This window comes from Geomonas terrae (assembly GCF_004791675.1).
Taxonomy (GTDB): Bacteria; Desulfobacterota; Desulfuromonadia; order Geobacterales; family Geobacteraceae; genus Geomonas; species Geomonas edaphica.
Genome location: NZ_SRSC01000003.1, coordinates 108943 through 135240, shown reverse-complemented (window position 1 = coordinate 135240; position 26298 = coordinate 108943). Strand labels below are relative to the sequence as shown.

The following is a 26298-nucleotide window of genomic DNA, read 5'->3' as shown; positions in this document are numbered from 1 at the left end:
CCTTCGCGACACGCGCGAAGGGGGGGACGTTAGGCCCGCACGGTGCTTCGTGGCAGCTGTACTCCGCATTACACCTGAGCGGCAACTTCACCAAAAATTCTCGTAGGAACTTCTCTTGTCCCCGCCTACGCGGCGCTTAAGCGGCCAGGAGATGATGCGCCAGCGAGACGTTCTTCAAAAGCGGGTCGACCGGGGCGACGATACTTGCGTAGCGCCTGCCGTTTTCCTCGGCAAGGCTCACAAGGCGCGGCGTCTCCAGGGTCTCCCCGTGCGCCCCGATGAGCACCTTCACCGCAGGCTCCACGCTCTCCATCGGGTGGGGCTTCATCACCAGGGCGATCTCGTTCGTGTCGAGACGTACGAGGCTCCCCACGGGGTATTCCCCCATCATCGCCTCGAACTGCTGCACGAGCTCCCCGTTCAGCGAGGTTCCCGACAGGCGCCGCATGATCTCCATCGCCTCCTTGGGAAGGGTCGGCCTCTGGTAGGTGCGCAGCGTGGTGATGGCGTCGTAGCAGTCCGCGACGGAGACGATCTCGGTGTAGAGCCCGAAGGGGATCTCCCTCGCCCACTCCGGGTACCCGGTGCGGTCGTGCTTTATGTGGTGCCCGAGCACCGCCTGGGCCACCTGCGGCGGGATGTTCTTCATCTGGCGGACGATCTCCGCCCCCTCCTCCGTGTGCCGCTTCATCTGCTTGAACTCGTCGTCGGAGAGTCTCCCCGGGCTGTTCAGGATGGTCTTGTCGATCCGTGTCTTGCCGATGTCATGCAGAAGCCCGGCGGTGTTCACCTCGTGCAGTGCGTCCTTATCGAGCCCCAGGAACGCGGCGAGGGTGAGGGCCAAGATACCGACGTTCACCGAATGGCTGAAGGTGTAGTTGTCGTAGTCCTTGATCATGGCGAGCCCCAGGAGGGTGGTCGGCTCTTCCATGGTGACCTGAACCATGTTTTCCACAACGCCGTTGATCCAGTCGCCGCTCGGGATCCTGCCGTTGTCGATCTCGCGCATGGTGTCGCGCACCGCCTTGAGGGCGTCCCGGTAGATGGCGGCAGGCACCAGCGCCTCCCCCTTTTCGCCCCCCTCGCCCGCCACCACGTCTTCGATACCCAGCCGGATGTTGACGATACCCTTCCCCTCCAGTTCGGCAGGGATGGTGTCGGCGCTGCTGTTGCGGGCGGCGAGGGCCGCGGCAAAACCAAAGAGGTCGTCCGGGGTCACGCCGGAAAAGACGGTGCAGGCGTCGATCCCTTTCTGGGTCAGGCGCTCCACCAGTTCGGTGACGGCGGCGTTCGGGGCGACCAGCAGGCACCCCTCTATGAAGAAGGTCCCCTCGACCACCCCGAAGTGCAGTTCGTGCTTCTCCCCCATCATGCCGGTCAGGAGGCCGACCAGCTCCTGCAGGGGCTGGCGCACCGCGGGGTGTGCCAGGGGGTAGAGCAGCACCGACTTGATGGAGGCGGTCAAGAGCATCGCCGCCCGTTGCACGTCTTGTTTGTTGATCTCACTCATGTTCGTCGCCTCTGTGCTGCATCGCTTCCAGCACCACCTGGGCGGGGCGCGCAAGTTCGCCGCCGCCGGCCGAAATCTCCTGCAGAAAGACCCGGGCCTGCTCCCCGCCAAGCGCCGCGATCGCCTCGATGGCGGATAACTTCTGCTCCAGGCGGCGCGCGGGAGCGATGAGGTGGCGCCTGCGCACGAGCCGGAACAGCGGATCGAGCGCCCGACGGTCACCGATGCGCCCGATGGCCCGCAGCGCCTCCTTCTTGAGCACCTGTAGCTTTCCCATCAGATCGCGGCGCGCCACGAGCTGCAAAAGCGGCTCGAGGGCCGCGTGGTTGCGGCAATTGCCGAGCCAGGTGATCGCCTGGACCGCGGCGGCCTCGTCCTCCGCCTGGATGAGCGAGAGGACAACACCGGTTGCCTCCATGCCGCCTATGCGCGCGAGGGACCGGATGCTTTCCATGCGCACGCGCTGGTCCGGATGCTGGAGCGTCACGGTGAGCGCCCGGACCGCATCCCTGGTGCCGATCTCGCCCAGTATGGCGACGGCCATCTGCACCACCGCGATCCTGCCGTCCTTTAAAAGCGGCAGCACCTGCGGCTGGGCCGCGGTCCCCATACGCACGAGGGCAGTACCGAGGGCCTTGCGTGAGGCCCTGCTGCCGGTGGCCGCCAGACGCCGGGCAATCGCCTCCGCCACGCCCCCACCACCTAGCTTCAGGATGCGGCAGATCTCTTCCTTCTGCGGGAAATCGACGTCCTCCAGGTGGTCCAGCAGGTGCTCGGCCATCTCACCCAGACACAACTGCTCCAAAACCTCCAGCGCTGCTTCACGGCAGGCGGCGCTGCGCGCTGGATCGGCCAGTTGAGGTATCAGGCGCAAAAAGACCACGTAGAGCCGGTCGAAGTTCCCCTCGAGCTTCAGGGGGAGCGCCTTCTTCAGCAAAAGGCGCGTAAGCTGCCGGTAGCGGGACTCGTCCTTTTCGTCCGCCAGCGCGGCCAGGATCTGGTCGATCCCCGGCTCGGCCTGCGGCGCCGCACCGCTCTGCGCTGTCACCGTTTCCGGCTCGGGCTCCGGCTCACGCTCCTCGTCGCCGACCGCCCCTTCTTCGGTGGCATCCTGCTCGGGCTGTCCCGCGGTCTTTTTGGTGAAGACGGCGGTGACGTCGATCTGGTTCACCGTGACGGTCGTGACACCGGCCTTGGCAAGCATCTCGCCCACCCCTCCCTCCTCGGCGATCTTCTGTGGGGCGACCGCGAGAATGGAGAGCAGGGCCGAGAAGTCGGCGAGTGACAGCTCCGGTTGGATGGTGATGCGCTGCAGTTCGCGAGCGAAGAGTTCCTGGGCGAGCGCCTTGGTCATCGGGTTAGTTTCGATGACGCTCTGGCTGCCGGCGATGGCAAAGCCGCCGCGCTGCACGATGAGGGAGATGCGCCCCATTGCGGCGAGGGCGGCCATGGATTGATAGGCGGAGTCGAAGATCTGCCGGCGCAGGGGATGGTTTTCCGGATAGAAGGCAAACGCCTTCAATGCCTTGGAGGTATCGCCCAGCGCCTTTTGACATGCCGGGGCGAGCCGCTCGCTGTCATCAGCTATGTTTTTCATGTCTTCCGGCATTTCCCATTCCCGTTAAGAGGAGGCGGACGCCAGATTCTAGCCGAGGTAATGTTAATTATCAAACAATTTCAGCGGTCGCTCCGCTGGCACAGGGCGTCGCCTGCCTCGTTTTGCAAGGCTCTCGAGGGCGTTTGCCAATCGATTTCTGGGAAAAAAGCAGCTTCGGGACGGTAAAGAGAGGCATAACTGTTGAACTTGAGCCTGCCGCAGCTAGAATTAGCTGGACGTTCAGCCAGACAAGCAGGGCAGTGAGGATTTAGTGCCAAAGAACAACCTAGATTCAAAGACCGTCCAGTCCGCCCTCGATGCGCTCTCGCGCCAGCCGCGCGGGTCTCGCCTCACCCGCGTCCTCCCTTTTCTAGGCCCAGCCTTCATCGCCAGCGTCGCCTACGTGGACCCCGGCAACTTCGCCACCAACATCCAAGGTGGCGCCCAATTCGGCTACCTCCTTTTGTGGGTGATCATCGCGAGCAACCTGATCGCCATGCTCATTCAGACCCTCTCGGCGAAGCTCGGGCTCGCCACCGGTCACAACCTCGCCGAGCACTGCCGCCTTCACTTCCCGAAGCCGGTTTCCCTCGGCATGTGGCTCATCATGGAGGCGGTGGCCATGGCCACGGACCTTGCCGAATTCATGGGTGCGGCGCTTGGCTTCCAGCTTTTGTTCGGCATTCCGCTTCTTGCCGGCGCCCTGCTGACCGCGGTCACCACCATCGGTATCCTCGGCATGGAGCGCTTCGGCTTCAGGCCCCTTGAGGCGGTGATCTCCGCCATGGTCGCGGTGATCGCCCTTTGCTACGTGGCGGAGATCTTCATCGTGAAGCCGAACTGGTCCGACATCGCGGCGCACGTCGTGCGTCCGGGCTTCAGCGGCAGCGAAAGCGTCCTCCTCGCCACCGGCATCATCGGTGCGACGGTGATGCCGCACGCGATCTTTTTGCACTCCTCGCTCATGCAGGGGAGGATCGTCGTGAAGGACAGGAAGAAGCTGCGCACCCTGTTCCGCTACGAGATCATGGACGTGGTGATCGCCATGGGGATCGCGAGCTTCGTGAACATGTCCATGCTCATCATGGCGGCGGCCACCTTCTACGCCACCGGCAAGACCTCGGTCGCGACCATCGAGGAGGCGTACCGTACACTGGAGCCGCTTTTGGGCCCGGCCGCCAAGTTCATCTTCGGCGTTTCCCTGCTCTTCTCGGGGCTCTCCTCGAGCAGCGTCGGCACGAGTGCGGGACAGGTGATCATGCAGGGGTTCATACAGCGCCACATAGCGCTCTGGATCAGGCGCATCATCACCATGGCCCCCTCGCTATTCGTCATCGCCATGGGGTTCGACCCCACCCGCACCCTCGTCATCAGCCAGGTGGTGTTAAGCTTCGGTCTCCCCTTCGCCATAATCCCGCTGGTCATGTTCACCCGCCGCGCCGACATCATGGGTGACCTTGTCAACCGGCGCACTACCACGATGTTCGCCGGCTTCGCTGCCGCCGTCATCGTGGCGCTCAACATATACCTGCTCTACACAACCTTCACAGGATGACCGTCATGTTCAAGCACATTCTCGTACCGATGGATGGTTCCAAACTGGCCGAGGCCGCGCTTCCCGCCGCGCGCTACATGGCCGACAAGTTCGCGGCCCAGGTGACATTGTTCCACGTCGTGGAGAAGGACGCCCCGAGCCAGGTGCACGGCCAGAAGCACCTGACCGGTTTCGAGGAGGCGCAGCACTACCTTGAGGAGGTGGCGCAGCGCTGGTTCCAGGGGGTATCCCAGGTCGAGTGTCACGTGCACGAGACCGAGACGGAACTGGTCTCCCAGAGCATCATCGCGCACGCCGCGGAACTGGGCCACGACCTGGTGGTGATGTGCTCACACGGGCGGGGCAAGGCCTTCCACCTACTGTTCGGCAGCATCGCCCAGAAGGTGATCGCAGGCGGGACGCTGCCGGTACTCATCACCCACCCCGACGAGCAGGGGGAGCCTCCCCCCTTCGCCTGCCGGCAGATCCTCGTGCCGCTCGACACCGATCCCGAGCACGAAAAGGGGCTTCCCGTGGTGCGTGCCGTGGCCCTTGCCTGCTCTTCCGAGCTGCACATCGCCACGGTGATCCCGACCTACGAATCGCTTTCCCCCGAGGAGAAGGTCTCGGCCCGGACCCTCCCATCAACCGCCTCGCGCATGCTGGAACTGGAGGTGCGCGACGCGTCCGAACACCTGGACCTTCTGGCACGTGAACTGACCGATGCCGGGATACGCGCCTCCTCGCATGTCTTAAGGGGCGATCCGGCGGAAACCATCGCGCTCGCCGCTACCGAGGCGAAGATCGACCTGATGGTGCTGGCGACCCACGGCAAGACCGGCATGAAGGCCTTCTGGACCGGAAGCGTCGCCCACGCCATCTGCAGCCGCAGCCGTTGTCCTCTTCTGCTGGTGCCGATCAGCGAGGCGTCCTGAGCGCGGTCGGCTATGGTCGCACACAGAAAAAGGGGAAGAACCGTATGAGGCTCCTCCCCTTTTTTTTGCTGCTCTACTGTGATGCTTTGCTATTTTTTCCCGCTTCCTTTGCACATGTTGCAGGGAACTTCCACCGGGTCGTATCCTGTCTGGCGGGAAAAGGTCATGATTTTGCCTTTTCCGTTGCATTTGGGGCATCTGGATTCTAACATGGCGCTCCTCCTTTATCTGCCGTAACTGCTCCCTTTATCTATATATTTTATCAAATTGGGATAAAAGAAAGTAGCGGCAACTGCCTCAGAGATCGGCCCGTGTGGGGATGACGGCTTCGAAAAGAAGAGGGGGAAAGGCGCCTGCCTTTCCCCCTCATTTCTTGTCAGTTGCTGAAACGGCACCAGATGAAACGCCGCGCTCACCTCCCCATTACAGGGGAGCAAAGGGCGAAAGGCGCTAGTTGCTGCGGCGGGGACGGTTTCCGGGGCGGCCGCCGGGGCGTGCCGGCTTCGGTGCCGCGCCGTTTGCGCCCGGCGCACCGGGGCCACGCCTTTCGTCGCCGCCTCGACCGGCGGGACGGCCGGAGCCGGCGCTCCTGTTGCCGTGGGACGGTTTGGCAGGGGCCGCTCCCTTCGCTTCGGCGGGCTTTCCGGCAGGTTTGGCCTCCTTCCTGCGCTGCGGCTCGCGGGGGGGACGTGCGAACTCCACGTCTTTCTTCGGTGCCGGGACGTTGTAATCGAAACCCTCCACCCGGCGCCGCTCGATCTTCGCGCCAAGCACCCGCTCGATGCTGCGCACCATCGCCTCGTCTTCACCGGTCACCATGGTGAAGGCGTCGCCGGTCTTCGCGGCGCGGCCGGTGCGGCCGATCCGGTGCGTGTACGCCTCGGGGGTGTCCGGGATGTCGTAGTTGATGACGTGCGAGATCTGGGAGACGTCGATACCGCGGGCGGCGATATCGGTCGCCACCATGATCTGGTAGGTGCCGTCCCTGAAACCGTCCAGGGCCGCCTGCCTGCGGTTCTGGGAGAGGTTCCCCTGCAGGCTGGTCGCCTTGTAGCCGCTTTTCTCGAGCTGCTCGCCCAGCCGCTTGGCGCGGTACTTGGTCTTGGTGAAGATGAGCACGCTCTCCGTGTCGGAATGCTTCAAAAGCTCGAAGAGAAGCGGGGTCTTCAGGTGCTGTCCCACCGGGTAGAGCGCGTGCGAGACCGTGGCAGCGGGTGCGATGCGGCTCACCTGGATCGTTTTCGGGCGGTGCAGGATCTCGTGGGCGAGGACGCGGATGTCGTCGGGCATGGTGGCCGAGAACATGAGGTTCTGCCGCTTGTTGGGAAGCGCCCTCAGGATCTTCCTTACGTCCGGGAGAAAGCCCATGTCGAACATCTGGTCCGCCTCATCCAGCACAAGCACCTCGACCTTCGAGAGGTCGATGGTCCCCTGGGAGATGTGATCCAAAAGGCGGCCGGGGCAGGCGACCACAATATCGGCCCCTTCCTTCAGTCTCTTTATCTGGGTGTTGATGTTGACCCCGCCGTAGACGGTGATGCTTTTCAGCCGGGTCTGCTGCGCCAAGGCGCTGAGCGATTCGTTGATCTGTTCGGCGAGCTCGCGGGTCGGGGCGAGCACGAGGCCGCGCAACCGGCCGCGCTCACCGTCAACCAGGCGGTGCAGCATGGGAAGGCCGAAGGCGGCCGTCTTGCCGGTGCCGGTCTGGGCGAGGCCCAGGACGTCCTGTCCGGCCATGACCGTAGGGATTGCCTGCATCTGGATGGGTGTCGGGGTAAGATACCCCACGGTTTCGACGCCGGCCTGAACCTTGGGGTGCAAATTAAACTCTTTGAAATCCACTACTACTCCTGTTTCTTCGTTGTCGCGCCACAAAAAACCCCAGAAGCCGGAAAAGCCCATGGGGTCTGTGACTCATTAGAGTGGTGACTATAACACGAAACGGGAGAAAAGACGGCTCAAATTTATCTAATAGTGCGATTTTTCGATATTCGGCTTTCGCAGCTCCCGGAGTAGGCACAAAGAGGGGATGTCCGGCGCGAAAGCCGGGCTCCCCCCCCCCCGCCCTCTCCCGCCTGCGGACCGAAGCCCAACGGTGTGCGAAGGCCCGTGGGGAGAGGGGATCCGGACGGAAAATCAGTGGCGCTCTCGGTAATCCCTGCGGTCGTCCCTGCGGTCGTCGCGGGAATCGTCACGGCGGCCGTCGCGATAGGTATCGCGGTAGTAATCCCTGCGCTCGCCCCAGCGGCCGTCGCGCCTTTCCGCTACCGGGCGGTACCAGTTGCCGCGATAGTGGTCGCGGTCGTGCAGGTAGGTGCGGTATTCATAGTCGCGGAAGTAGCGGATCTGTTCGTAGCGGTGACGGCTCAGCCCGTAAGGGAGCCCGCGATAGGACGTGTAGGTCCATGGCCCGCGGTAGCTGGCGGCGGTGTACCATCTGCCGTCACGGTACTGGTAGTAGCAGTTGTCGAGGTACACCACATCGTAGGGGAGCCCGACCGAGACGTAGAAGCCAAGGGCCGGCGAGAAGATGAAGCTTGGCGGTTCGGCATAGGCCACCGGGACGGCGGGCGCCGGGTAGGCTACCGGAGCGGGTGCCGGATACACTACCTGAGGGGGTGCCACCGGTACCGGGGTGACCGCCACAGGTACGCCGATATTCACGCTGACGTCAAATCTCGCCTGTGCCGTGGCAGCCCCGCCAAGCACGAAAAGAGCTGCGAGTGCGATGAACCTTTTCATGATCTCCTCCTTGCGGCCTAGGCCGTCTTTCGTTTCGTGATCGTTCCAGCCAACGGTTGAGAGTGTCAATGAGACTGTTTGCTCTCTCTATCTTTGAAAGCAAAGCTAACAGCACAATGAGGAACAATTGTGGAGCAAATATGGAATTTCCCGAGCAGCTAAAGATGCAATGGAAGAATCACGACAACTGTGTTAATAACAAATTGTGTAACGACTTTAACGGTGGATCGTCATGAAGATAAAGATCAAATACAGACTCTTTTGCGCCATACTGGCAGCGACCGGCGTCGTCGTGATCAGTATGTTCCTCATCATGCAGTGGAGCGTCGGGCGCGGCTTTCTCGCCTACGTCAACACCATGGAGAAGGACCGCCTGCAGCGGCTGGCACACGTGTTGGAGCGCTCCTACGACAGCAACGGGAGTTGGGAGTTTCTGCGCGGCAACCCCGAGATGTGGCCGGAGCTGCTTGCATCGACCCGCGAAGGGCGCGAAGGACGCGAGGGGCGCGAAAGTGGGGAAACGGAGAACGTGCAGCGCCGAATGGGGCGGCGCGACATGACCTTCTCCAACCTAAGCGGCCAGGGACGGCACATGCCGCAACGTTTCGCCTACCGTTTCGAGGCGCGCGTGGTGCTGCTCGATGCCAATAAATCGCCCATAGCAGGTACCCCCGGCAACCTGGACAGTGCGCAGGTAAGAAAACTCACCAGCGGCGGCGACCTGATAGGTTACGTGGCGCTCCGCCCGAGGCAGCGCCTCACCGACACCTATCAGCTCCTCTTCGTGAAGCAGCAAAAACTCACAATGGGGCTCGTCGCCGTCATCATGCTCCTGGTCTCGGCGGCGCTCTCCCTGCCGCTCTCGAACCGCCTGGTCGAGCCGATCAAACGGCTCGCCGCCTCCATGCATCGCCTTGCCTCCGGCGAGTTCGGCACGAGGGTTCCGGTGTGGTCACAGGACGAGTTGGGACAGCTCGCGCGCGATTTCAACACGCTCGCCCTCGCCCTGGAAAACAACGAGCGGGCACGCCGGCGCTACCTGGCCGACATATCCCACGAGCTGCGCACCCCCCTTTCCATCCTGCGGGGCGAGATCGAGGCGCTGCAGGACGGCGTGCGCCCCATGGGTCCAGAATCCATGCGCTCGCTGCACGCCGAGGTGATGCACTTGAACCGGCTGGTCGAGGACCTGTACCAGATATCCATGTCCGACATCGGCGCGCTCAACTACCGAAAGGAGATGATGGACCTCACCGAACTCCTGGAGGATGCCCTGGACCCCTTCGCCCAGGAATTCAAGAACAAGGGTGTCGCTCTCTTTCCGGGACTTCCGGACGGCGAGTTCCCCGTCTTCGCCGACCCGGTGCGGCTCAACCAGCTCTTCACGAACCTTTTGGAGAATTCACTCAAGTACACCGACGCCGGAGGCGAGCTGTCGGTGCGACTTACGCGTCGTGATGCCTTCGCCGTGATCGAGTTCGCCGACAGCGCGCCGGGCGTGCCGCCGGACGATCTGGAGCGGCTTTTCGAACGCCTCTACCGGGTGGAAAGCTCCCGGAACCGATCCTTGGGCGGAGCGGGCCTGGGCCTTGCCATCTGCAAGAACATCGTCGAAGCACACGAGGGGACCATAGCGGCGCTCCCCTCCCCCACCGGCGGGATCCTGGTGCGGGTAGAACTGCCGCTTGCGGGGAACGTGACATGACACAGACCATCATGATCGTAGAGGACGAGGAGAAGCTCGCGAGCCTTCTGGCGGATTACCTCAGGCAGTCCGGTTTCGAAACGGTGTGGATCGGAAACGGCACCGACGTGGTGCCGCGGGTGAAGGAAAGGCAGCCGGACCTCATACTGCTGGACCTGATGCTTCCGGGGCGGGACGGCCTGGAGATCTGCAAGGAGATCCGCACCTTCTCACAGCTCCCCATCATCATGATCACCGCCCGGGTGGAGGAAATCGACCGACTGCTGGGCCTCGAGCTCGGGGCGGACGACTACATCTGCAAGCCCTTCAGCCCCCGTGAGGTAGTGGCCCGGGTGAAGACGGTGCTGCGTAGAAGCGGCGAGCATCCCGCCCCCGCGGCAGGCGGCCTCACCCTCGACCCGGAGCGCTACTCGGCACAGTGGAAGGGGCACGACCTCGACCTGACCGTGGTCGAATTCAAGCTGCTGCACTTTCTCTACCAGAACCCCGGGCGCATCTACTCGCGCACCCAGCTCATGGACCGGATCTATTCGGACCAGCGCATCGTGAGCGACCGCACCATCGACAGCCACATCAAGAAGCTGCGCAAGAAGATCGCCGCCGTGGCCCCGGAAGAGGAGTTGATCCATTCCATCTACGGTGCCGGGTACAAATACGAACCGCCGGGGGCGTCCTAGCCCCCCACTCCCCCCCCTTTTCGCCCCGCCTTACTTTGCCGTTCAGGCAATGAGCCTCGCGTTGTACTCTCAGCGATCGGTTATCGCCAAACTACGTTTGAAAAATTTCCTTAAAGTAGACATAAATTCGCACCGATACCCTCATTGATACCCGATGATTGTGACAATGGCGCTTGCCGTACCTTACAGGCTACGGGAAAAAGCGAACCATATCCTCGCATAAGTACCATTCACTCTCACTGCGTTCGGGTCGATTGCTTGCAGTAAGTGGCAAACAGCCTTGAGGAGGGGCAAGAATGTTAAAAAACATGAAAATCGGTACCAGGTTGATGCTCTGTTTCAGTCTCGTCACCATGCTGCTTTTGATAGTCGCAGGGACCGGCTACTGGGGGGTCAAGGAAGGTGAGAACACCATGGTGACCGTCCTCGACGGCGACGCCAAGATCGCGGAACACGCTTCCAGAGCAAGGGCCAACGTGGTGGGCATGAGGCGCTATGAAAAGGACATGTTCCTTAACATCACGAACGCCAAGGCGGTCGAGGAGTACCATGCCAAGTGGAGCGAGGAAGCGGGCAAGCTCACCGACCGGATTGCCGATCTGGAAAAGGTGGTGCACAAAAAGGATGATTTGGAGCAGACAAAGATCATCAAGGACAACTTCGCAAGCTATAAAGCCGGTTTCAACAAGGTAGCCGCCTCGATACTGGATGGGAAGCTGAAGGATCCGGCTGCGGCCAACGCGGCGATCGCCGCCTTCAAGGATGAAAGCCATAAGATGGAGAGCACAGCGATCCTGATGGCCCAGGAGTCCAACAAGACCATGGAACAGGAGAAGGGAGAGGTTCAAAAGGCTACCCAGCACGTGGTATTGCTGCTGGTCAGCATCTCCCTCATCGCCGTTTTGTTTGCCGTCGCGCTCAGCATCCTGGTAACAGGCAGCATCAAAAAGCCACTGCAGATCGGCGTCGACACGGCGAACCGTCTCGCCGACGGCGACCTGACCATCGAGATCGGGCAGACCTCAAAGGACGAGACCGGCCAGTTGCTTGCCTCGATGAAATCAATGCTCAACAAGCTGAGGGAGGTGGTTACCGAGGTGAAGGCGGCCACCGACTACGTGGCGCAGGGAAGCCAGGAGCTATCCTCCAGTTCCGAGGAGATGTCGCAGGGTGCCAGCGAGCAGGCGGCGGCGGCCGAGGAAGCCTCTTCCAGCATGGAACAGATGACCTCAAACATCCGGCAAAACGCCGACAACGCCATCCAGACCGAGAAGATCGCGGTGAAGTCGGCGGAGGACGCGAAAGAAGGGGGCAAGGCGGTCCTGGAAACGGTGCACGCCATGAAGGAGATCGCCAGCAAGATCAACATCATCGAGGAGATCGCGCGTCAGACCAACCTCCTCGCGCTTAACGCCGCCATCGAGGCGGCGCGCGCCGGCGAGCACGGCAAGGGGTTCGCGGTGGTTGCGAGCGAGGTGAGAAAACTCGCCGAGCGGAGCCAGAAGGCGGCAGGGGAGATCTCGGAATTATCCGCCAACAGCGTCAACATAGCCGAACGCGCGGGCGAACTTTTGGCCAAGATGGTGCCCGACATCCAGAGAACCGCCGAACTGGTCCAGGAGATCAGCGCCGCCAGTCGCGAGCAGGATACCGGTGCCGAGCAGATCAACAAGGCGATTCAACAACTCGACCAGGTCATCCAGCAAAACGCCAGCGCCTCCGAAGAGATGTCCTCGACCGCGGAGGAACTCGCCTCGCAGGCCGAACAGTTACAAGGGACCATCGCCTTCTTCAACATCGGTGAAATGGGGAGAGGCAGGGGCAGGGGCGGCGCAAAGGCGGCCAAAACCGCGCAAAAACAACCTGCGAAGACGATGACCGCGGCAAAGAGCGCGCCCCATCAGGCCGGCGCGCACCTCGGCAAAGCGGTCGGTGCCGACCTCGACATGGACGAGGAGTTCGAGAGGTTCTAAAAAATCTGCAGGCGCAATGAAAAAAGCCGGGTGCCCCGGTGACCATCTAGGTCGCCTCGGTACCCGGCTTTTTTATGTTTTCTCCACTCCGACAGCTAGAGAAGCTCCACCTCGCTCACCCGCACTATCAAGAGCGCCTGACGGAACGCTGCAGTCAGTTGCTTTCTGTACTTCGTCCACCAGGCCCGGTCCAGCGTCTCGGTCATCACCTCGTAGATGACGATGTCGTCCTGGACCGTGGTCTCCTTGGTCTCCTTCCAGAGCCCGCGCGCAGGCGAGCGCATGTAGGTCGTGATGCCGCCGAAACGCTCGGAAAGCTCGTCGCGTATCTTGAGGAACTCGTCCTGGGTGAACGGCTGTCCCTCGTTGTCGTATAGTGGCAGGAGGATCTGGATCAGGTGCATGGTGCCCCCGCTACGAGGTTTCGCGCACGTCCCTGATTTCCCTTACGTGCGGACGGATCGCCTCAACCAGCTTCTCCTTGGGAACCCCTTGGACCTTGAAGGTGTTCACCCAGGTGTCACTCGTGTTGCCGTCGACCTCGCTGAAGCCGAGCCCCACGATGTCCCCCCCCGCCTCGTAGATGGTTTTCGCGACGTCGGCCAGGGTTCCCTTCGCGCCGGTGGTGGCGACGGTGATGCGTACGCCCTTGCGGCGCCCACCCAAAAGCTCGAGAAGGATGTTGAAGAGGTCAGACTCGGTGATGATGCCGACGAGCTTGCCGTCGGTAACCACCGGCAGGCCGCCGATCCTGCTGTCCACCATGATGCGCGCGGCCTCCTCCAGAGGGGTGTCCTCGGAAACGGTGATCACGTCCTTTGCCATGCACTTCTCTACCGTGAGCTTGGCTAACAGGTCGTGGATCTCCCATATGGCGAGCGAGGTGGCCGGTGAGGGGGAGGCTTGAAGCAGATCGCGGTCCGATACGATCCCGACCAGTTGGCCGGAACGGTCTACTACGGGGAGGCGCCGGATCTTCTTTTCCCCCATCAGACGCAGCCCTTCGGTCACCGAAATGTCCGGAATGATGGTTATCGGGTTTTTTGTCATCCTGTCTCGTACTAGCATTGTGGCACCCTCCTAGATGTATTGTGCTGCAGCCGGCTTCATTGCCGATTCATGTTTTCCGAAGACGGTACGGCGGACGGCAGTGAGGATCCCTCAGGGGCCGCCACACCGCCCTCGGGAACCTCTCGGTTGGAAGCTTTCTTCATCATGATCACCGCCCGGTCCTTGAGCTTCATGCTCCCGTCGACCAGGTAAGTCACGTAACTCTTGTAAAGGAACACCATGACGCCCGCGAAAAAGGAGATGTAGATAACCCTTGAGAGCATGGGAGAGGAGAGCCAGGAGGCAAGCTTCACGACAGATAGAAACAGCAGTGTTATCGCCGCGACGACGGCAAGCGGTTTGATCCACACATGCCGCGAGGCCAGCTGGGCGAAAAGTCCCTGCTTCTGCTCCGACGCCTCCTGCGACGCCGACACGCTTTCACCGGCGGAGTCGAGAGCTGGTGCAGCTTGGCCGGCGGCCTCCTTTTTCGGCTCTTCACGTATCACCCTCATGGATGCGCGAAATTTGGGGGGGACCGACTCGAGGCGGTTTGTCATGTGAACGATACCGCGGCTATCGGTGTACCTGTAGTAATCGGCGAGAAGTCGTGATGGGAATGTACAGGAAAGGCAAATGGCTACGAACAGCAGAAGTGGCAGTAGTACGTTCTTATTCATCTTCCCTCCCAACAACGGCTATTTCAGCCGCCATCACATTGAAAATTGCATCACACTCCTACGGTAACAGTCCATCGACCAGATCAAGCACGACCTGATCGCGGTTCAACGTGTAGATGTGAACCCCAGGGACCCCCGCGGCCAGAAGCTCCTCGGCCTGTTTGCGCGCATGCGCGACACCAACCTTCTGCACCGCGGCCGCCCCACCCCGGCGATCGGCTTCCTCCAACTCGGCGAGGTACGCCGCTGGGAGTGTCGCCCCGCAAAGCGAGATGATGCGCTGGATCACCTTGAGGCTCACCACCGGGATGATACCGGGAATGATAGGCTTGTCAACGCCGATGGAACGGGCCTTGGCGACGAAATCGAAGTAGTGATCGTTGTCGAAGAAGAGCTGGGTGATGGCGAAGTCCCCACCCTGGTCCAGCTTGAGCTTCAGGTACGAAAGGTCGTGCTCCGCGTCAACCGCATCCGGGTGCACCTCGGGGTACCCCGCGACGCCTATTCCCAGGTCCGGGTGGCACTCCTTGATAAAGGCGGCGAGGTCGGAGGCGTGCAGGAGGGTACGGCAGGCGGAGAATTCCGGCGGGGCGTCCTGCGGAAGATCGCCTCTAAGGGCAAGTACGTTGTCGACCCCGGTCGCTACCAGCCGGTCCAGGAAGAGCTGCAGGTCGCCGCGGTAGGCGCCGATGCAGGTGAGATGCGCCATGGTGTCGAGGCCGTGCTCGTTTCTCAGCCGGCTCACGATCTCGAGGGTGTCCCCCTTGGTGCTCCCGCCGGCGCCGTAGGTGACCGAGGCGAAGAGCGGCTGCAACTGCGCCAGGCGGTCCGCCACCCGGAAGAAGGCGGGCCATTCGTTCTTATCTTTTGGTGGAAAGAATTCAAGGGAGATGAACTGCTTTTGCAGGCGGTCCATCTTTTCAACTATCTTCATGCAATCTCCGTAGCTGATCCGTCCGCCACGCATCACGACGCTTGTGACAGACGTCTTTGTCTCCTCGACAGGGACGAAGTGGACTTTAGCATTTTTTTATAAGGAAATCGACTACAGTGTGCCGTGTCACAAAGGCAAAAAATACGTTGCCCCGCGGGTGAAAGGGATGTTATAAGGGTAAGATTCTCGACCACAGGCAACCCTGTGGTTTTTTCATTTTTCGCAGAAGGAGCACCGCATGATCAGCGCATCAAACGTCACCCTCGCCTACGGCAAGAGGGTGCTCTTCAAGGACGTAAACATAAAGTTCACCCCGGGCAACTGCTACGGGCTGATCGGCGCCAACGGCGCGGGGAAGTCCACCTTCCTGAAGATCCTCGCCGGCGACATCGACCCGGACAAGGGGGAGGTCTCGATCGGCAAGGGTAGGCTCGCGGTCCTGAAGCAGGACCAGTTCGCTTACGACGAGCACACCGTGTTCAACACCGTCATCATGGGGCACAAGAAACTCTATGAGGTGATGGCAGAGCGCGAGGCGATCTACTCGAAGCCGGAGTTCAGCGAGGAGGACGGCATCCGTTCCGCCGAACTGGAGGCCGAATTCGCCGAGATGAACGGCTACGAGGCGGAGAGCGAGGCCGCAGTACTCCTGAACGGCCTAGGTATCCCCGAGGAGTTGCGCGGCAAGCTGATGAAGGAACTGGAAGCAGGTGACAAGGTACGCGTACTTTTGGCACAGGCCCTCTTCGGGAACCCGGACGTGCTCCTTCTGGACGAGCCTACCAACCACCTGGACCTGAAATCGATCGCATGGCTTGAGGACTTCCTGTACCGCTTCCAGAATACCGTGATCGTCGTGTCCCACGACCGCCACTTCCTGAACCAGGTCTGCACCCATATAGCCGACATCGACTTCAGCCGCATCCAGGTTTACGTCGGAAACTACGACTTCTGGTACCAGGCGAGCCAGCTGAACCTGAAGCAGCGCCAGGACGATAGCAAGAAGGTCCAGGACAAGGCCGCCGAACTGAAGGAGTTCATCCAGCGCTTCTCGTCCAACGCATCGAAGGCGAAGCAGGCGACCTCCAGGAAGAAGCTTCTCGAAAAACTCACCATCGAGGACATGCCGGTATCCTCCCGCAAGTACCCGTACGTGGTCTTCAAGCCCGAGCGCCCCTGCGGCGACATCATCCTCGAGGTGAAGGGTCTCTCCAAGACGGTGGACGGGGTGCAGGTGTTCAAGAACCTCGACCTGATCGTCAGGAAAAACGACAAGATCGCCTTCGTGGGGAGCAACTCGCTCGCCAAAAGCACCCTGTTCCAGATCCTCGCGGGCGAACTGGAGCCGGACGAGGGTACCTACCGCTGGGGTATCACCATAACCAACGCGTACTTCCCCAAGGAGAACGGCGACTACTTCAAGGGGGACCTGAACCTGATCGAGTGGCTGGGGCAGTACTCCCCGCCGACCGAGGGTGAGAGCTTCGCGCGCGGCTTTTTGGGGAGGATGCTCTTCTCCGGCGACGAGGCGACCAAGAAGACCAGCGTCCTTTCCGGCGGCGAGCGGGTCCGCTGCATGCTCTCCAGGATGATGCTCGCCGGCGCGAACGCGCTGATCCTTGACGAGCCGACAAACCATCTGGACCTTGAGTCCATCACCGCCCTGAACAACGGTCTCATCTCCTACACCGAGGTGGTGCTCTTCTCCTCGCACGACCACGAGTTCGTCTCCACCGTGGCGAACCGGATCATCGAGATCACGCCGGTCGGCATCATCGACCGCGACATGAACTTCGACGACTACCTCGAGGACGCCGGCGTCATCGCCGAGCGCGAAAGGCTCTGCAACGGCCACGCCGAGCTCAGCCTGTAGTCGCCAGGCATTATAAGCAGGAAAAACGAAGGGGGCTTCCGGTTACGGAAGCCCCCTTTTAAATTGTGCAATTCCCAAAGATACAGCAATCCCCCTCGCCCTTCGGGAGAGGGGCAGGGGTGAGGGCATCGGCAGATGCGGCCCCCTCACTTCGTGGCGGCGCCCTCACCCGCCCTACGGGCACCCTCTCCCGGCGGGAGAGGGGGATTCGGCTTAGGGCTCTGTCACGCCCCGACCTTCAGGAAGTTCCTGACCCCGGTGAAGACGATCTGGGCGGCGAGCGCGGCGACGAAGAGACCGGTCAGCTTGCTCAGGATGGTGATCCCCTTCTTCCCGACGATGTGCTCGATGAAGGAGGCGCACACGAGCAGGATGCCGACGCACAGAACCGCCATGGCAAGGGCGGCAAGCCCGACGAACACCTGCCAGTTGTGCTGCACCTCCGCACCCATGACGAGGAGCGCGCCGGTCGTCCCCGGCCCGACGGTCACCGGGATCGCAAGGGGTACCACGGAGATGGCGTCGCGCTTCTCACTCGTAGGCGCGCTGTCGTCACCGTGCACCATGTGCACCGCGGAGAGGAAAAGAAGGCTCCCGGCGCCGATCCGGAAGGAGTCGAGCGTGATGCCGAAAAGGGAGAAGAGCGTGTTCCCGAAGGAGTAGAGGACGAAGCAGGCGACCATGACGGCGAGGGTCACCCGGAACGCGGTCGCGCGCCGCTCACGGGCGGTTAGCTCGGGGGTCATGGCGAGAAAGGTGGAGAGGACGAAGAAGGGAGTCAGCAGGAAGAAGAACCTGATCCACACGGTGAAGAAAAAATCCGAATATGCTTCCATCCTGAAACTGCTCTCCTTTGTTGTAGGACCTCCATCCATACGGAGGGAGCAGTCGAGGTGCCCAAAGTTGTAGGGGCGAATGATTATTCGCCCCTACAGACACCTGCAAGCTTCCCCCCGCCAGGGGGAGGTTTCCGCTATTGCGCTACCTTCAGCACGATCTTGCCGAAGTGTTTGTCTTCTTCCATCATGCGGTGTGCGGCGACCACCTCTTCGATCGGGAACACCTTCTCGATGATCGGTACGATGGTACGGTCGGCGAACTTCGGCATGGCGCGGCGCACGAACTCGGCCGCGATCTCGCCTTTCTCGGAGACGGGACGGGAGCGGAGCACGCTGCCGATGATCTGCTGGCGCTTCACCATCATGAGGGCCAAGTTCAGCTCCGCCTTGATGCCGGAGATGACGCCGATGATGACGAGCCTACCCTTGTACCCCAGGGAGTTCATATTGGGTCCCAGGTACTTGGCACCCACGTGGTCGAGGATCACGTCGACCCCCTTCTTGTTGGTGAACTCCTTCACGATCTCGGTGAAGTCCGGGTTCTCGCGGAAGTTGATCACGAGGTCAGCGCCGAGCTCCTTCACGCGTTCGATCTTCTCGGGGGAAGCGGTGACGATCAGCTTGGAGTTGGGCGCAAGCGCCTTGCAGAGCTGGATCGCTGCGGTGTTCACCCCGCCGCCGCCACCGTGCAAGAGCGCGGTCTCACCGTCCTGCAGTCCGCCGATCATGAAGACGTTCAAAAACGCGGTGATGTAAGACTCGCAGATGCAGGCGGCCTCTTCGAAGCTGACCGTTTCGGGAATCGCCATCAGATGGTTCGCATACGCCACGGCGTACTCGGCGTAGCCGCCGCCGCCCACCAGCGACACCACGCGGTCACCCACCTTCCAGCCAGTGACGCCCGAACCGAGCGCCTCGATCACGCCGGCAACCTCGAGACCGAGGATCTCGGAATCACCCGGCGGGGGAGGATACTTCCCTTCGCGCTGTACCAGGTCGGGACGGTTGATGGAGGTCGCGCAGACCTTTATCAGCACCTCGTTTTCCTTGGGTGCCGGTTTCTCCATCTCACCTACCTTGAGCACATCGACTCCGCCAAAGCCTTCCATCAGTACCGCTTTCATGGCCATCCTCCCATATGTTTTGAATTCATGGCGACCGGTGCACCGGCCGCGATAGTGTATACGGCGCACACTATCTCAAAAACAGCCGCCGATAATCAACGGAATTTTCTCAGGAGGAGGAAATAAATCAGCGGAATTTGATGGCGGTTCCCCGCGCGGTCATCTCGCTTCTGGGGAAGATGATGAAGGTTTCCGTCTCCACCTTCACCTCCGGGCTGATGACGGCGTCAGCTCCGATCTTGCCCGCCTCGGCACGCAGGGCGTCGTAGGCCCAGTTGTAGTCGGCGGGAGTCAGGGTTTCGGTGGTGAAGTCCCGAGTCCGGTGCACCTCTATCGTCCCCACCTTCTGGTAGGGGCGCGTCACCTCTTCCTCGGACAGGATGGGTGGCCCCTCGCCCGTGAAGACAACCCTGGCGCAACCGGCGGTCAGAACCAGGCAAAGCAGCAAAAGCACAGGCAGGAAAGTTTTCAATGGCCGACAGTCCCTGTTCATTTTTCTCCCTGTCAGGACGAAAGTCCTATCTAGATCAATCCGGCAACACAGTTTAACCGCCATTTTCCCACTTTACAACAGCATTTTCAGCGTGATAGTATTTGGCGTTTCAATCACAAACTGATCGGAAAGGAAGCAGCTAATGTCAGGCCATAATAAATGGAGTACCATCAAACACAAGAAAGGCGCCGCGGATGCCAAGCGCGGCAAGATTTTTACCAAGCTGATCAAGGAGATCACCGTTGCCGCAAAACTGGGCGGTGGCGACCCGGATGGGAACCCGCGCCTGAGAACTGCTATCGATAAGGCCAAGGGCGAGAACATGCCGAAGGACAACGTCGAGCGCGCCATCAAGAAGGGTGCAGGCGGGATGGAAGGGGTCAACTACGAGGAGACCACCTACGAAGGGTACGGTCCGGGCGGCACCGCGGTGCTTGTCGAGGTCATGACCGACAACCGCAACCGCACCGTTTCCGACGTGCGCAGCACCTTCTCCAAGTGCAACGGTAACATGGGCGAGACCGGTTGCGTCTCCTGGCTCTTCGACAAGAAGGGGCTCCTCGTGTACCCCAAAACCACCGACTTCGACAAGCTCTTCGAGGCCTCCATCGAGGCGGGAGCCGACGACGTCGTCGATGAGGAAGAACAGTACGAAGTGCTGACCGATCCGAGCGCGTTCCACCAAGTGAAGACCGCGCTCGAGGCGGCCGGCTTCAAACCGGAGTCCGCGGAGATCACCATGATCCCGCAGACCATGGTTAAGCTCGACGGCAAGAATGCCGAGAACATGCTAAAGCTCATGGATCGCCTTGAGGACAACGATGACGTCCAGAACGTCTATGCCAACTTCGACATCTCCGCCGAGGACATGGAAAAGATGATGTAGCAAAGGCACGTCGTTTTGTGGTACTAAGAGCGCGGTGGCGCGGAGGAATTCCGCCCGCCGCGTTTTTGTTTTCTCAACTTCAAAGGCAAGCGGACAGCATCCTGTCCGTTTCGGATTCCCATGATCATCCTCGGCATAGATCCAGGCTCGCGCAAGACCGGCTACGGCCTCATCTCAAAGCAGGGCAACCGCCTCGTCCACATCGATAACGGTGCCATCTTCACCGACAAGGCGAAGGACTTCCCGCAGCGGCTAGAGAAGATCTTCTCCGGGCTTTCCGCCATCATCGCCGAGTACCAGCCGGAAGTGGTGGCGGTGGAAGACGTCTTTCTCGCGAAGAACGCCATGAGCGCGCTGAAGCTCGGGCAGGCGCGCGGCGCGGCCATCGTCGCCGCCGTGAACGTGGGGCTCCCGGTGCACGAGTACACCGCCATGCAGGTCAAAAAGGCGGTGGTGGGAACCGGGCGCGCGGAGAAGGCGCAGGTGCAGCAGATGATCAAGGCGCTTTTGAACCTCCCGGAAATCGCCCAGGAGGACGCCTCCGACGCCCTGGCCGTAGCCATCTGCCACGCCCACTCCGCCGGCATCGGCGCCTTGCTGAAAAGCATCAGGTAGGCAAGCAGCGTCGGGCTCCACTTAAGTCGCATCGTCAATTGTGCATTGAACAGAGGTTTCCATGATCGCTCTTCTGACCGGCAAGATCGCCTATAAGGCCCCCGATTACGTCATCCTCGACGTGAACGGCGTCGGCTACCACGTCTTCATCCCCTTCTCCACCTACTACGCCCTTCCGGCCGAGGGGGGGGCCGCGACGCTGCAGATCCACACCTCGGTGAAGGAGGACGCCATCAACCTGTACGGTTTCCGCACGCTGCAGGAGAAGGAACTATTCCAGCTCCTGATCGGTGTCTCGGGCGTCGGCCCCAAACTCGCCAACGGCATCCTCTCCAACAGCGAGCCCGCTGAGCTTGCCGACTCACTGGTGAACGGCAACCTGGCGAGACTCTCGTCGATCCCCGGGATCGGGAAGAAAACGGCGGAACGCCTGGTGCTCGAACTGAAGGAAAAGATGAAGAAGCTCGGCATGGCACATCCGGCGCCGGGGGGGGCCACTCTTCCCGCGAAGCAGGAGGTGCGCGAGGATGTTCTCTCCGCGCTGATCAACCTTGGCTACAAGGAATCAGTGGTACAGAAAGCGCTCGCCGAGCTCAAGGTGCCCGATGACACCACCGTCGAGGCGCTCCTGAAGCAGGCGTTGAAAATCCTTATGAAATAACCAACGTGGTCGCGCCAATACGGCACGAGAGCCGGTCCAGCCACCGGCGTGCAGCAATATCACATCTAATTCCCCCCAATTGCGTTATTCCGCTTGCCATAATGCAAAGTCGGACTGGAATTTCGTTATTCCGTTTCGAATAGTGCAAACCCGAACCGGATTTTCACTATTCCGTTTCGAATAGTGCAAACACGAACCGGATTTTCACTATTCCGTTCCGAATAGTGCAAACGCGAACCGGATTTTCACTATTCCGTTCCGAATAGTGCAAACCCGAACGGAATTTCACTATTCCGTTCCGAATAGCGCAAACGCGAACCGGAATTTCACTATTCCGTTCCGATTAGTGAAAACGGAATCGGAATTTCGTTATTTCGTTTCGCATATTGAAAACCCAAAGAGAATTGGGCCATTTCATTACCGGCAGCTGAAATCGACGTCGCAAGGGCGCCATCCCGACAGGAATTGCGCCACGCCCCCCCCCGTAACACCACATCCCGACACCTGCCGTTATACGCGGCTCCGACCTCTTGTAACCGGGCATCCCCCTTGACCTTTAACGCCAACTGTTATACCTTGGCACCCTGCTAAGAGGCGGTAAAAGCCGCAAGAAGGAGAGGTATGACCACCCGCTTTATCAGCGCCGAGAGAACCGAAGAAGACCTCCTCGAGGCATCGCTGCGCCCCCGCGCGCTGGCGGACTACGTGGGGCAGGAAAAGGCGAAAGGAAACCTCGGGCTCTTCATCGACGCCGCGCGCGGCAGGGGCGAGGCGCTGGATCACGTTCTTCTTTACGGCCCGCCGGGACTGGGCAAGACCACCCTCGCTAACATCATCGCCTGCGAGATGGGGGTGAACATAAAATCCACCTCCGGCCCGGTGATCGAGCGCCCCGGCGACCTCGCCGCCATCCTCACCAACCTGGAACCACACGACGTCCTCTTCATCGACGAGATCCACCGTCTCTCCCATGTGGTGGAGGAGATCCTCTACCCAGCCATGGAAGACTTCCAGCTCGACATCATCATCGGACAGGGGCCGAGTGCCCGGACCATCAAGCTCGACCTCCCGAAGTTCACCCTGGTGGGCGCCACCACCCGCGCCGGGCTCTTATCCTCACCGCTTAGGGACCGCTTCGGCGTCATCTCGCGCCTGGAGTTCTACACCCACGAGGAACTCGCCTTCATCATCACCCGTTCCGCGCGCATCTTCGGCATGGAGATCGCGCCGGACGGCGCCATGGAGCTCGCACGCAGGAGCCGTGGCACCCCAAGGATCGCGAACCGCCTTCTGCGCCGCGTGCGCGACTTCGCCCAGGTGCGCGCCAACGGCGTGATCACACGCGAGGTGGCGGACCAGGCCCTGGCCCTTCTCGAAATCGATGACATGGGGTTCGACTACATGGACCGCGCCATCCTTCTGACCATCATCGACAAGTTCGGCGGGGGGCCGGTGGGGCTCGACACCATCTCGGCCGCCATCAGCGAGGAGAGCGACACCATCGAGGACGTGTACGAGCCGTTTCTCATCCAGAACGGATTCCTGAACCGCACCCCGAGGGGGCGCGTCGCGACCGCTGCCGCCTACAGCCACTTCGGCAGGGTGGCGCCTGAGCCGCCGCAGGGCAAACTGTTTTAGGGGTCATATGCAGCTTATCTTCGATTTCCCCGTCGTCCCGCGCTTCGGATTTGAAAACTTCGTCGTCTGCAGCGGCAACAGGACCGCCTACCAGTTCGCCCAAAGGCTCGCCTCGGGCAGCGACGCGGAAAACCTCCTCTACGTCTACGGCCCCGAGGGATCGGGAAAAACTCACCTTTTGACCGCACTTGCCGTCGCCCTGGAGGGGAGATACTTTTCCTTCCGTGACGCAGGGTCCCTCTACCGTGGCGACTTCCGCAACGAAGGCCCCTCGCCGCTCGCCGAGCACTTCGCCGGTGCCGACGCACTTATCCTGGACGACCTGAACCTGCTGCCCGACTACCAGGAGGTCCGCGTCGAGCTTTGGGAACTCTTCAACGCCTTCTATAGCGCCGGGAAAAAGATCGTCATCTCCGGACTCACCCCGCCCAAGGAGCTTCCAAACCTGGACGGGCACCTGACCAGTCGCCTGCTGTGGGGGCTCGTCGCCCGCATGGACGTATCAGACGACGACTCGAGGCGGATGATCCTGAAAAAGCTCGCCGAAGACCGGCAGATGGCCCTGCCGGATGACGTTATCGACGAGATGCTCTTGAAGGTGAGGCGTGACATCCCCTCGCTCGTCTACGCGCTGGAGACCATCAACCGCACCGCCATCGCCACCAAGAGAAAGGTGAGCCTGAGGCTCGCGAAGGAAATCTTCAAGAGCGGTTGACGGTTGCTGCGCATGCCCCATCTGCCGACGCCCTCACCCGCCCTTCGGGCACCCTCTCCCGGAGGGAGAGGGGATCAATAACACGGCTTCAACGCAAAAGGCTTCTGAAGAGATCACATCTCCAGAAGCCTTCGTCATTTTAAGCCCGGCGCAATCGACCGGGCAGGTATCCAGCTGTCAATTGTCAATCATGCATTGTCAACTGCCTTTCTTTGTTTCCAGCTCCTCCCACCGCTCGAAGGCCTTGGCGAGTTCCGCCTCCAGCCTGCCGTAATCAGCGGTGATGGTGGCGATGCCGCCTTCGACCGAGCCGTAGCGCGAAGGGTCTCCCAGGAGGGCCTCCACCTCGGCGAACTCCTTTTCCAGCGCGGCGATGCTCCCCTCCAGCTTCTCGAGCTCGATCCGCTCTGCGTAGGTGAGCCCCTTCTTCGGTTTTTCCGCCTTCGCCGCCTGGGCTTCCTTCTTTTCGACGCGTTGCGCCGAGGCCGCCAGGCGTGCCGCCTCCCGGCGCTCGCGGTAGTTCGCGTAGTTCCCTTCGTAGAAGGTCACCCCCCCCTCCCCCTCGAAGGCAAGCACCCCGGTCGCCACCTTGTCCAGGAAGAAACGGTCGTGCGTCACCATCAGCACGCAGCCGGGAAAGGACGAGATGGAAGCATCCAGCAACTGCAGGGTCGGGATGTCCAGGTCGTTGGTCGGCTCGTCGAGCACCAGGAGGTTCGAGTCCTGCAGCATGAGCCGCGCCAGGATGAGGCGGCTCTTTTCGCCACCGGAGAGGCTCCCTACCGGGCGCCTTCTGTCCTCGGGGGAAAAAAGGAAGTCCTCGAGGTAGCCGATCTTGTGGCGCTTCTCGCCGTTCGCCGTGGTGACGTAGTCTCCCTCGCCGAAAAAATCGTAGATGGTCTGGTTCGGGTCGAGTACCTCGCGCAACTGATCGAAATAGGAGATCCGCGTTTTCTTGCCGACCACGACCTTCCCCTGGTCCGGCTCTTCCTCACCCATGATCATCCGGATAAGGGTCGTCTTGCCGCAGCCGTTGGGGCCGATCACCCCGACCCGGTCGCCACGCTTCATGCCGAAGGAAAGCCGTTTCACGAGGTCTCTCGCGCCGAATGACTTGCTAACCCCGTCCAGCTCGAGGATGGTGCCGCCGAGTCCCTCCTCGGTGTTGAAGCCGATCTTCAGATCGCGGCGCGCCGGTCCGGAGAGGCTCTCCTCGAGGGCATGGTAGCGGTCGATACGGGCCTTTTGTTTCGTGGAGCGCGCCGGGGGGCCGCGCCGGATCCAGTCGGTCTCGGTGCGCAGCAGGTTCAAAAGACGCGAGCGGCGTGTCGCCTCGTTCATGAGCCGCTCTTCCCTCTGGATCAGGTAGTTCGAGTAGCCGCCGGGATAGGAGATCATGCCGCCACGCTCGAGCTCGAGCATGCGCGTCACCACTTCGTCCAGGAAGTAGCGGTCGTGGGTGATCAGCATCACGGCGCCGGGGTAGGCCTTCAGATGATCCTGGAGCCACTGGGTCGTGTCGGCGTCCAGGTGGTTGGTAGGCTCGTCGAGGAGCAAAAGTTCCGGGGCCTGCAGCAGAAGCTTAGCCAGGGCAACGCGGCGCTTGGTGCCGCCGGAAAGGGTGCCGATGACCTGGTGCGGGTCGGGGAGCTGCAGATGGGTCATCATCTCGAGTACACGGTGGTCGGTGTTCCAGCCGCCATGGTGCTCGATCCAGACCGAGAGTTCACCCTGGCGCGCCAGGAGGCGATCCATGTCAGGGGGGTTCGCCGCCATCTTGTCGGAGAGCTCGTTGAAGCTCGCCATGGCGGCACGGATCGCGGCGAGGCCGCTCTCTATCTCCGAGGCGACGGTGGCCTCGTCGTCAAGAACCGGTTCCTGGCTCAGGTAGCCTACCGAGGCGCCGCGCTTCATGGCGATGGAGCCGCCGTCACGGTCCTCCAGCCCGGCGAGGATGGTAAGGAGGGTCGATTTGCCGGCGCCGTTCGCGCCGATCAGCCCAACCCGCTCGTCCTCCCCGATGGCGAAGGTCACGTCGTCCAGAAGGACCCGCGAACCGAAGCTCTTGGAGAGCCCGGTGATATCAACAACGTTCATGTAAACTCCGTCTGCAGGGC

23 protein-coding genes are annotated in these 26298 nt (G+C 61.4%); 11 read left to right on the top strand and 12 right to left on the bottom strand.

All coding sequences use genetic code 11. From position 1 onward, the window contains the following. Positions 1-136: 136 nt before the first annotated feature. Positions 137-1510 carry an HD-GYP domain-containing protein gene (locus tag E4633_RS12355; protein ID WP_135870576.1) on the bottom strand — a complete coding sequence of 458 codons (1374 nt, stop codon included), beginning with the start codon at positions 1508-1510 and terminating at the stop codon, positions 137-139. Then, the gene (locus E4633_RS12350) at positions 1503-3107 is read right to left on the bottom strand and encodes a HEAT repeat domain-containing protein (RefSeq protein WP_162604992.1); all 1605 of its coding nucleotides are present in this window, start codon (positions 3105-3107) and stop codon (positions 1503-1505) included. Before E4633_RS12350 ends, E4633_RS12355 begins: the two co-directional genes overlap by 8 nt. Positions 3108-3378: 271 nt before the next feature. Between E4633_RS12350 and E4633_RS12345 the strand changes: the two genes are divergently transcribed. Then, entirely contained in the window at positions 3379-4662 is a 1284-nt protein-coding gene (locus E4633_RS12345) for an Nramp family divalent metal transporter (RefSeq protein ID WP_135870574.1), read from the top strand. A 5-nt stretch (positions 4663-4667) separates the two neighbouring features. Beyond that, positions 4668-5576: a universal stress protein gene (locus E4633_RS12340; RefSeq protein ID WP_162604991.1), complete on the top strand. Its 909-nt coding sequence runs from the start codon at positions 4668-4670 to the stop codon at positions 5574-5576. Between the two features lie 450 nt (positions 5577-6026). Here E4633_RS12340 and E4633_RS12335 read toward each other — a convergent pair whose 3' ends face one another. Further along, on the bottom strand, positions 6027-7418 hold the full coding sequence (locus tag E4633_RS12335; protein ID WP_135870572.1) for a DEAD/DEAH box helicase: 1392 nt from the start codon (positions 7416-7418) through the stop codon (positions 6027-6029). Between the two features lie 294 nt (positions 7419-7712). Continuing rightward, positions 7713-8318: a hypothetical protein gene (locus E4633_RS12330; protein WP_135870571.1), complete on the bottom strand. Its 606-nt coding sequence runs from the start codon at positions 8316-8318 to the stop codon at positions 7713-7715. Between the two features lie 232 nt (positions 8319-8550). Between E4633_RS12330 and E4633_RS12325 the strand changes: the two genes are divergently transcribed. The 3 genes from E4633_RS12325 (at position 8551) to E4633_RS12315 (ending at position 12673) form a co-directional block, all read left to right on the top strand. Continuing rightward, positions 8551-10023 (top strand): ATP-binding protein, encoded by a 1473-nt coding sequence (locus tag E4633_RS12325; protein ID WP_135870570.1) that lies wholly within the window; start codon positions 8551-8553, stop codon positions 10021-10023. Beyond that, positions 10020-10700, top strand: a complete 681-nt coding sequence (locus tag E4633_RS12320) for a response regulator (RefSeq protein ID WP_135870569.1) — start codon at positions 10020-10022, stop codon at positions 10698-10700. Before E4633_RS12325 ends, E4633_RS12320 begins: the two co-directional genes overlap by 4 nt. Positions 10701-10996: 296 nt before the next feature. Then, positions 10997-12673 (top strand): methyl-accepting chemotaxis protein, encoded by a 1677-nt coding sequence (locus tag E4633_RS12315; RefSeq protein WP_135870568.1) that lies wholly within the window; start codon positions 10997-10999, stop codon positions 12671-12673. Between the two features lie 95 nt (positions 12674-12768). On the opposite strand, the gene E4633_RS12310 is transcribed toward E4633_RS12315, so the two are convergent. The 4 genes from E4633_RS12310 to E4633_RS12295 are packed head-to-tail and all read right to left on the bottom strand — an operon-like array spanning position 12769 to position 15337. Beyond that, positions 12769-13077 carry a hypothetical protein gene (locus tag E4633_RS12310; protein WP_135870567.1) on the bottom strand — a complete coding sequence of 103 codons (309 nt, stop codon included), beginning with the start codon at positions 13075-13077 and terminating at the stop codon, positions 12769-12771. Between the two features lie 10 nt (positions 13078-13087). Further along, the gene (locus tag E4633_RS12305; protein WP_246038090.1) at positions 13088-13723 is read right to left on the bottom strand and encodes a CBS domain-containing protein; all 636 of its coding nucleotides are present in this window, start codon (positions 13721-13723) and stop codon (positions 13088-13090) included. A gap of 56 nt (positions 13724-13779) precedes the next feature. Continuing rightward, entirely contained in the window at positions 13780-14403 is a 624-nt protein-coding gene (locus E4633_RS12300; protein WP_135870565.1) for a DUF4124 domain-containing protein, read from the bottom strand. Positions 14404-14461: 58 nt separating this feature from the next. Further along, the gene (locus E4633_RS12295; protein WP_135870564.1) at positions 14462-15337 is read right to left on the bottom strand and encodes a methylenetetrahydrofolate reductase; all 876 of its coding nucleotides are present in this window, start codon (positions 15335-15337) and stop codon (positions 14462-14464) included. 238 nt (positions 15338-15575) lie between these two features. Between E4633_RS12295 and E4633_RS12290 the strand changes: the two genes are divergently transcribed. Further along, the gene (locus E4633_RS12290) at positions 15576-17210 is read left to right on the top strand and encodes an ABC-F family ATP-binding cassette domain-containing protein (RefSeq protein WP_135870563.1); all 1635 of its coding nucleotides are present in this window, start codon (positions 15576-15578) and stop codon (positions 17208-17210) included. 224 nt (positions 17211-17434) lie between these two features. On the opposite strand, the gene E4633_RS12285 is transcribed toward E4633_RS12290, so the two are convergent. From E4633_RS12285 to E4633_RS12275, 3 genes are all read right to left on the bottom strand, one after another. Continuing rightward, positions 17435-18046: a MarC family protein gene (locus E4633_RS12285; RefSeq protein ID WP_135870562.1), complete on the bottom strand. Its 612-nt coding sequence runs from the start codon at positions 18044-18046 to the stop codon at positions 17435-17437. A gap of 137 nt (positions 18047-18183) precedes the next feature. After that, positions 18184-19173 carry an NAD(P)H-quinone oxidoreductase gene (locus tag E4633_RS12280; protein ID WP_135870561.1) on the bottom strand — a complete coding sequence of 330 codons (990 nt, stop codon included), beginning with the start codon at positions 19171-19173 and terminating at the stop codon, positions 18184-18186. Between the two features lie 127 nt (positions 19174-19300). Further along, positions 19301-19645 (bottom strand): hypothetical protein, encoded by a 345-nt coding sequence (locus E4633_RS12275; RefSeq protein ID WP_246038087.1) that lies wholly within the window; start codon positions 19643-19645, stop codon positions 19301-19303. 163 nt (positions 19646-19808) lie between these two features. On the opposite strand from E4633_RS12275, the gene E4633_RS12270 reads away from it, so the two are divergent. From E4633_RS12270 to E4633_RS12250, 5 genes are all read left to right on the top strand, one after another. Next, positions 19809-20552, top strand: coding sequence for a YebC/PmpR family DNA-binding transcriptional regulator (locus E4633_RS12270; RefSeq protein ID WP_135870559.1), 744 nt, complete (start codon positions 19809-19811; stop codon positions 20550-20552). A 120-nt stretch (positions 20553-20672) separates the two neighbouring features. Beyond that, complete coding sequence (ruvC, locus tag E4633_RS12265) at positions 20673-21167, top strand: crossover junction endodeoxyribonuclease RuvC (protein ID WP_135870558.1); 495 nt, start codon at positions 20673-20675, stop codon at positions 21165-21167. 61 nt (positions 21168-21228) lie between these two features. Beyond that, complete coding sequence (gene ruvA / locus E4633_RS12260; RefSeq protein ID WP_135870557.1) at positions 21229-21828, top strand: Holliday junction branch migration protein RuvA; 600 nt, start codon at positions 21229-21231, stop codon at positions 21826-21828. A 621-nt stretch (positions 21829-22449) separates the two neighbouring features. Further along, positions 22450-23466 carry a Holliday junction branch migration DNA helicase RuvB gene (ruvB, locus tag E4633_RS12255; RefSeq protein WP_135870556.1) on the top strand — a complete coding sequence of 339 codons (1017 nt, stop codon included), beginning with the start codon at positions 22450-22452 and terminating at the stop codon, positions 23464-23466. 7 nt (positions 23467-23473) lie between these two features. Next, positions 23474-24181 (top strand): DnaA/Hda family protein, encoded by a 708-nt coding sequence (locus tag E4633_RS12250; RefSeq protein WP_135870555.1) that lies wholly within the window; start codon positions 23474-23476, stop codon positions 24179-24181. A gap of 198 nt (positions 24182-24379) precedes the next feature. On the opposite strand, the gene E4633_RS12245 is transcribed toward E4633_RS12250, so the two are convergent. Then, positions 24380-26278: an ABC-F family ATP-binding cassette domain-containing protein gene (locus E4633_RS12245; RefSeq protein ID WP_135870554.1), complete on the bottom strand. Its 1899-nt coding sequence runs from the start codon at positions 26276-26278 to the stop codon at positions 24380-24382. Between the last annotated feature and the right edge of the window lie 20 nt (positions 26279-26298).

Bases quoted from the DNA above. Each gene is read 5' to 3' on its own strand.
- E4633_RS12245 (WP_135870554.1), bottom strand. From the start codon at position 26,278: ATGAACGTTGTTGATATCACCGGGCTCTCCAAGAGCTTCGGTTCGCGG.
- E4633_RS12340 (WP_162604991.1), top strand. From the start codon at position 4,668: ATGTTCAAGCACATTCTCGTACCGATGGATGGTTCCAAACTGGCCGAG.
- E4633_RS12250 (WP_135870555.1), top strand. From the start codon at position 23,474: ATGCAGCTTATCTTCGATTTCCCCGTCGTCCCGCGCTTCGGATTTGAA.
- ruvC (WP_135870558.1), top strand. From the start codon at position 20,673: ATGATCATCCTCGGCATAGATCCAGGCTCGCGCAAGACCGGCTACGGC.
- E4633_RS12295 (WP_135870564.1), bottom strand. From the start codon at position 15,337: ATGAAGATAGTTGAAAAGATGGACCGCCTGCAAAAGCAGTTCATCTCC.
- E4633_RS12270 (WP_135870559.1), top strand. From the start codon at position 19,809: ATGTCAGGCCATAATAAATGGAGTACCATCAAACACAAGAAAGGCGCC.
- ruvB (WP_135870556.1), top strand. From the start codon at position 22,450: ATGACCACCCGCTTTATCAGCGCCGAGAGAACCGAAGAAGACCTCCTC.
- E4633_RS12285 (WP_135870562.1), bottom strand. From the start codon at position 18,046: ATGGAAGCATATTCGGATTTTTTCTTCACCGTGTGGATCAGGTTCTTC.
- E4633_RS12290 (WP_135870563.1), top strand. From the start codon at position 15,576: ATGATCAGCGCATCAAACGTCACCCTCGCCTACGGCAAGAGGGTGCTC.
- E4633_RS12355 (WP_135870576.1), bottom strand. From the start codon at position 1,510: ATGAGTGAGATCAACAAACAAGACGTGCAACGGGCGGCGATGCTCTTG.
- E4633_RS12315 (WP_135870568.1), top strand. From the start codon at position 10,997: ATGTTAAAAAACATGAAAATCGGTACCAGGTTGATGCTCTGTTTCAGT.
- E4633_RS12280 (WP_135870561.1), bottom strand. From the start codon at position 19,173: ATGAAAGCGGTACTGATGGAAGGCTTTGGCGGAGTCGATGTGCTCAAG.
- ruvA (WP_135870557.1), top strand. From the start codon at position 21,229: ATGATCGCTCTTCTGACCGGCAAGATCGCCTATAAGGCCCCCGATTAC.
- E4633_RS12300 (WP_135870565.1), bottom strand. From the start codon at position 14,403: ATGAATAAGAACGTACTACTGCCACTTCTGCTGTTCGTAGCCATTTGC.
- E4633_RS12350 (WP_162604992.1), bottom strand. From the start codon at position 3,107: ATGAAAAACATAGCTGATGACAGCGAGCGGCTCGCCCCGGCATGTCAA.
- E4633_RS12305 (WP_246038090.1), bottom strand. From the start codon at position 13,723: ATGACAAAAAACCCGATAACCATCATTCCGGACATTTCGGTGACCGAA.
- E4633_RS12330 (WP_135870571.1), bottom strand. From the start codon at position 8,318: ATGAAAAGGTTCATCGCACTCGCAGCTCTTTTCGTGCTTGGCGGGGCT.
- E4633_RS12310 (WP_135870567.1), bottom strand. From the start codon at position 13,077: ATGCACCTGATCCAGATCCTCCTGCCACTATACGACAACGAGGGACAG.
- E4633_RS12320 (WP_135870569.1), top strand. From the start codon at position 10,020: ATGACACAGACCATCATGATCGTAGAGGACGAGGAGAAGCTCGCGAGC.
- E4633_RS12325 (WP_135870570.1), top strand. From the start codon at position 8,551: ATGAAGATAAAGATCAAATACAGACTCTTTTGCGCCATACTGGCAGCG.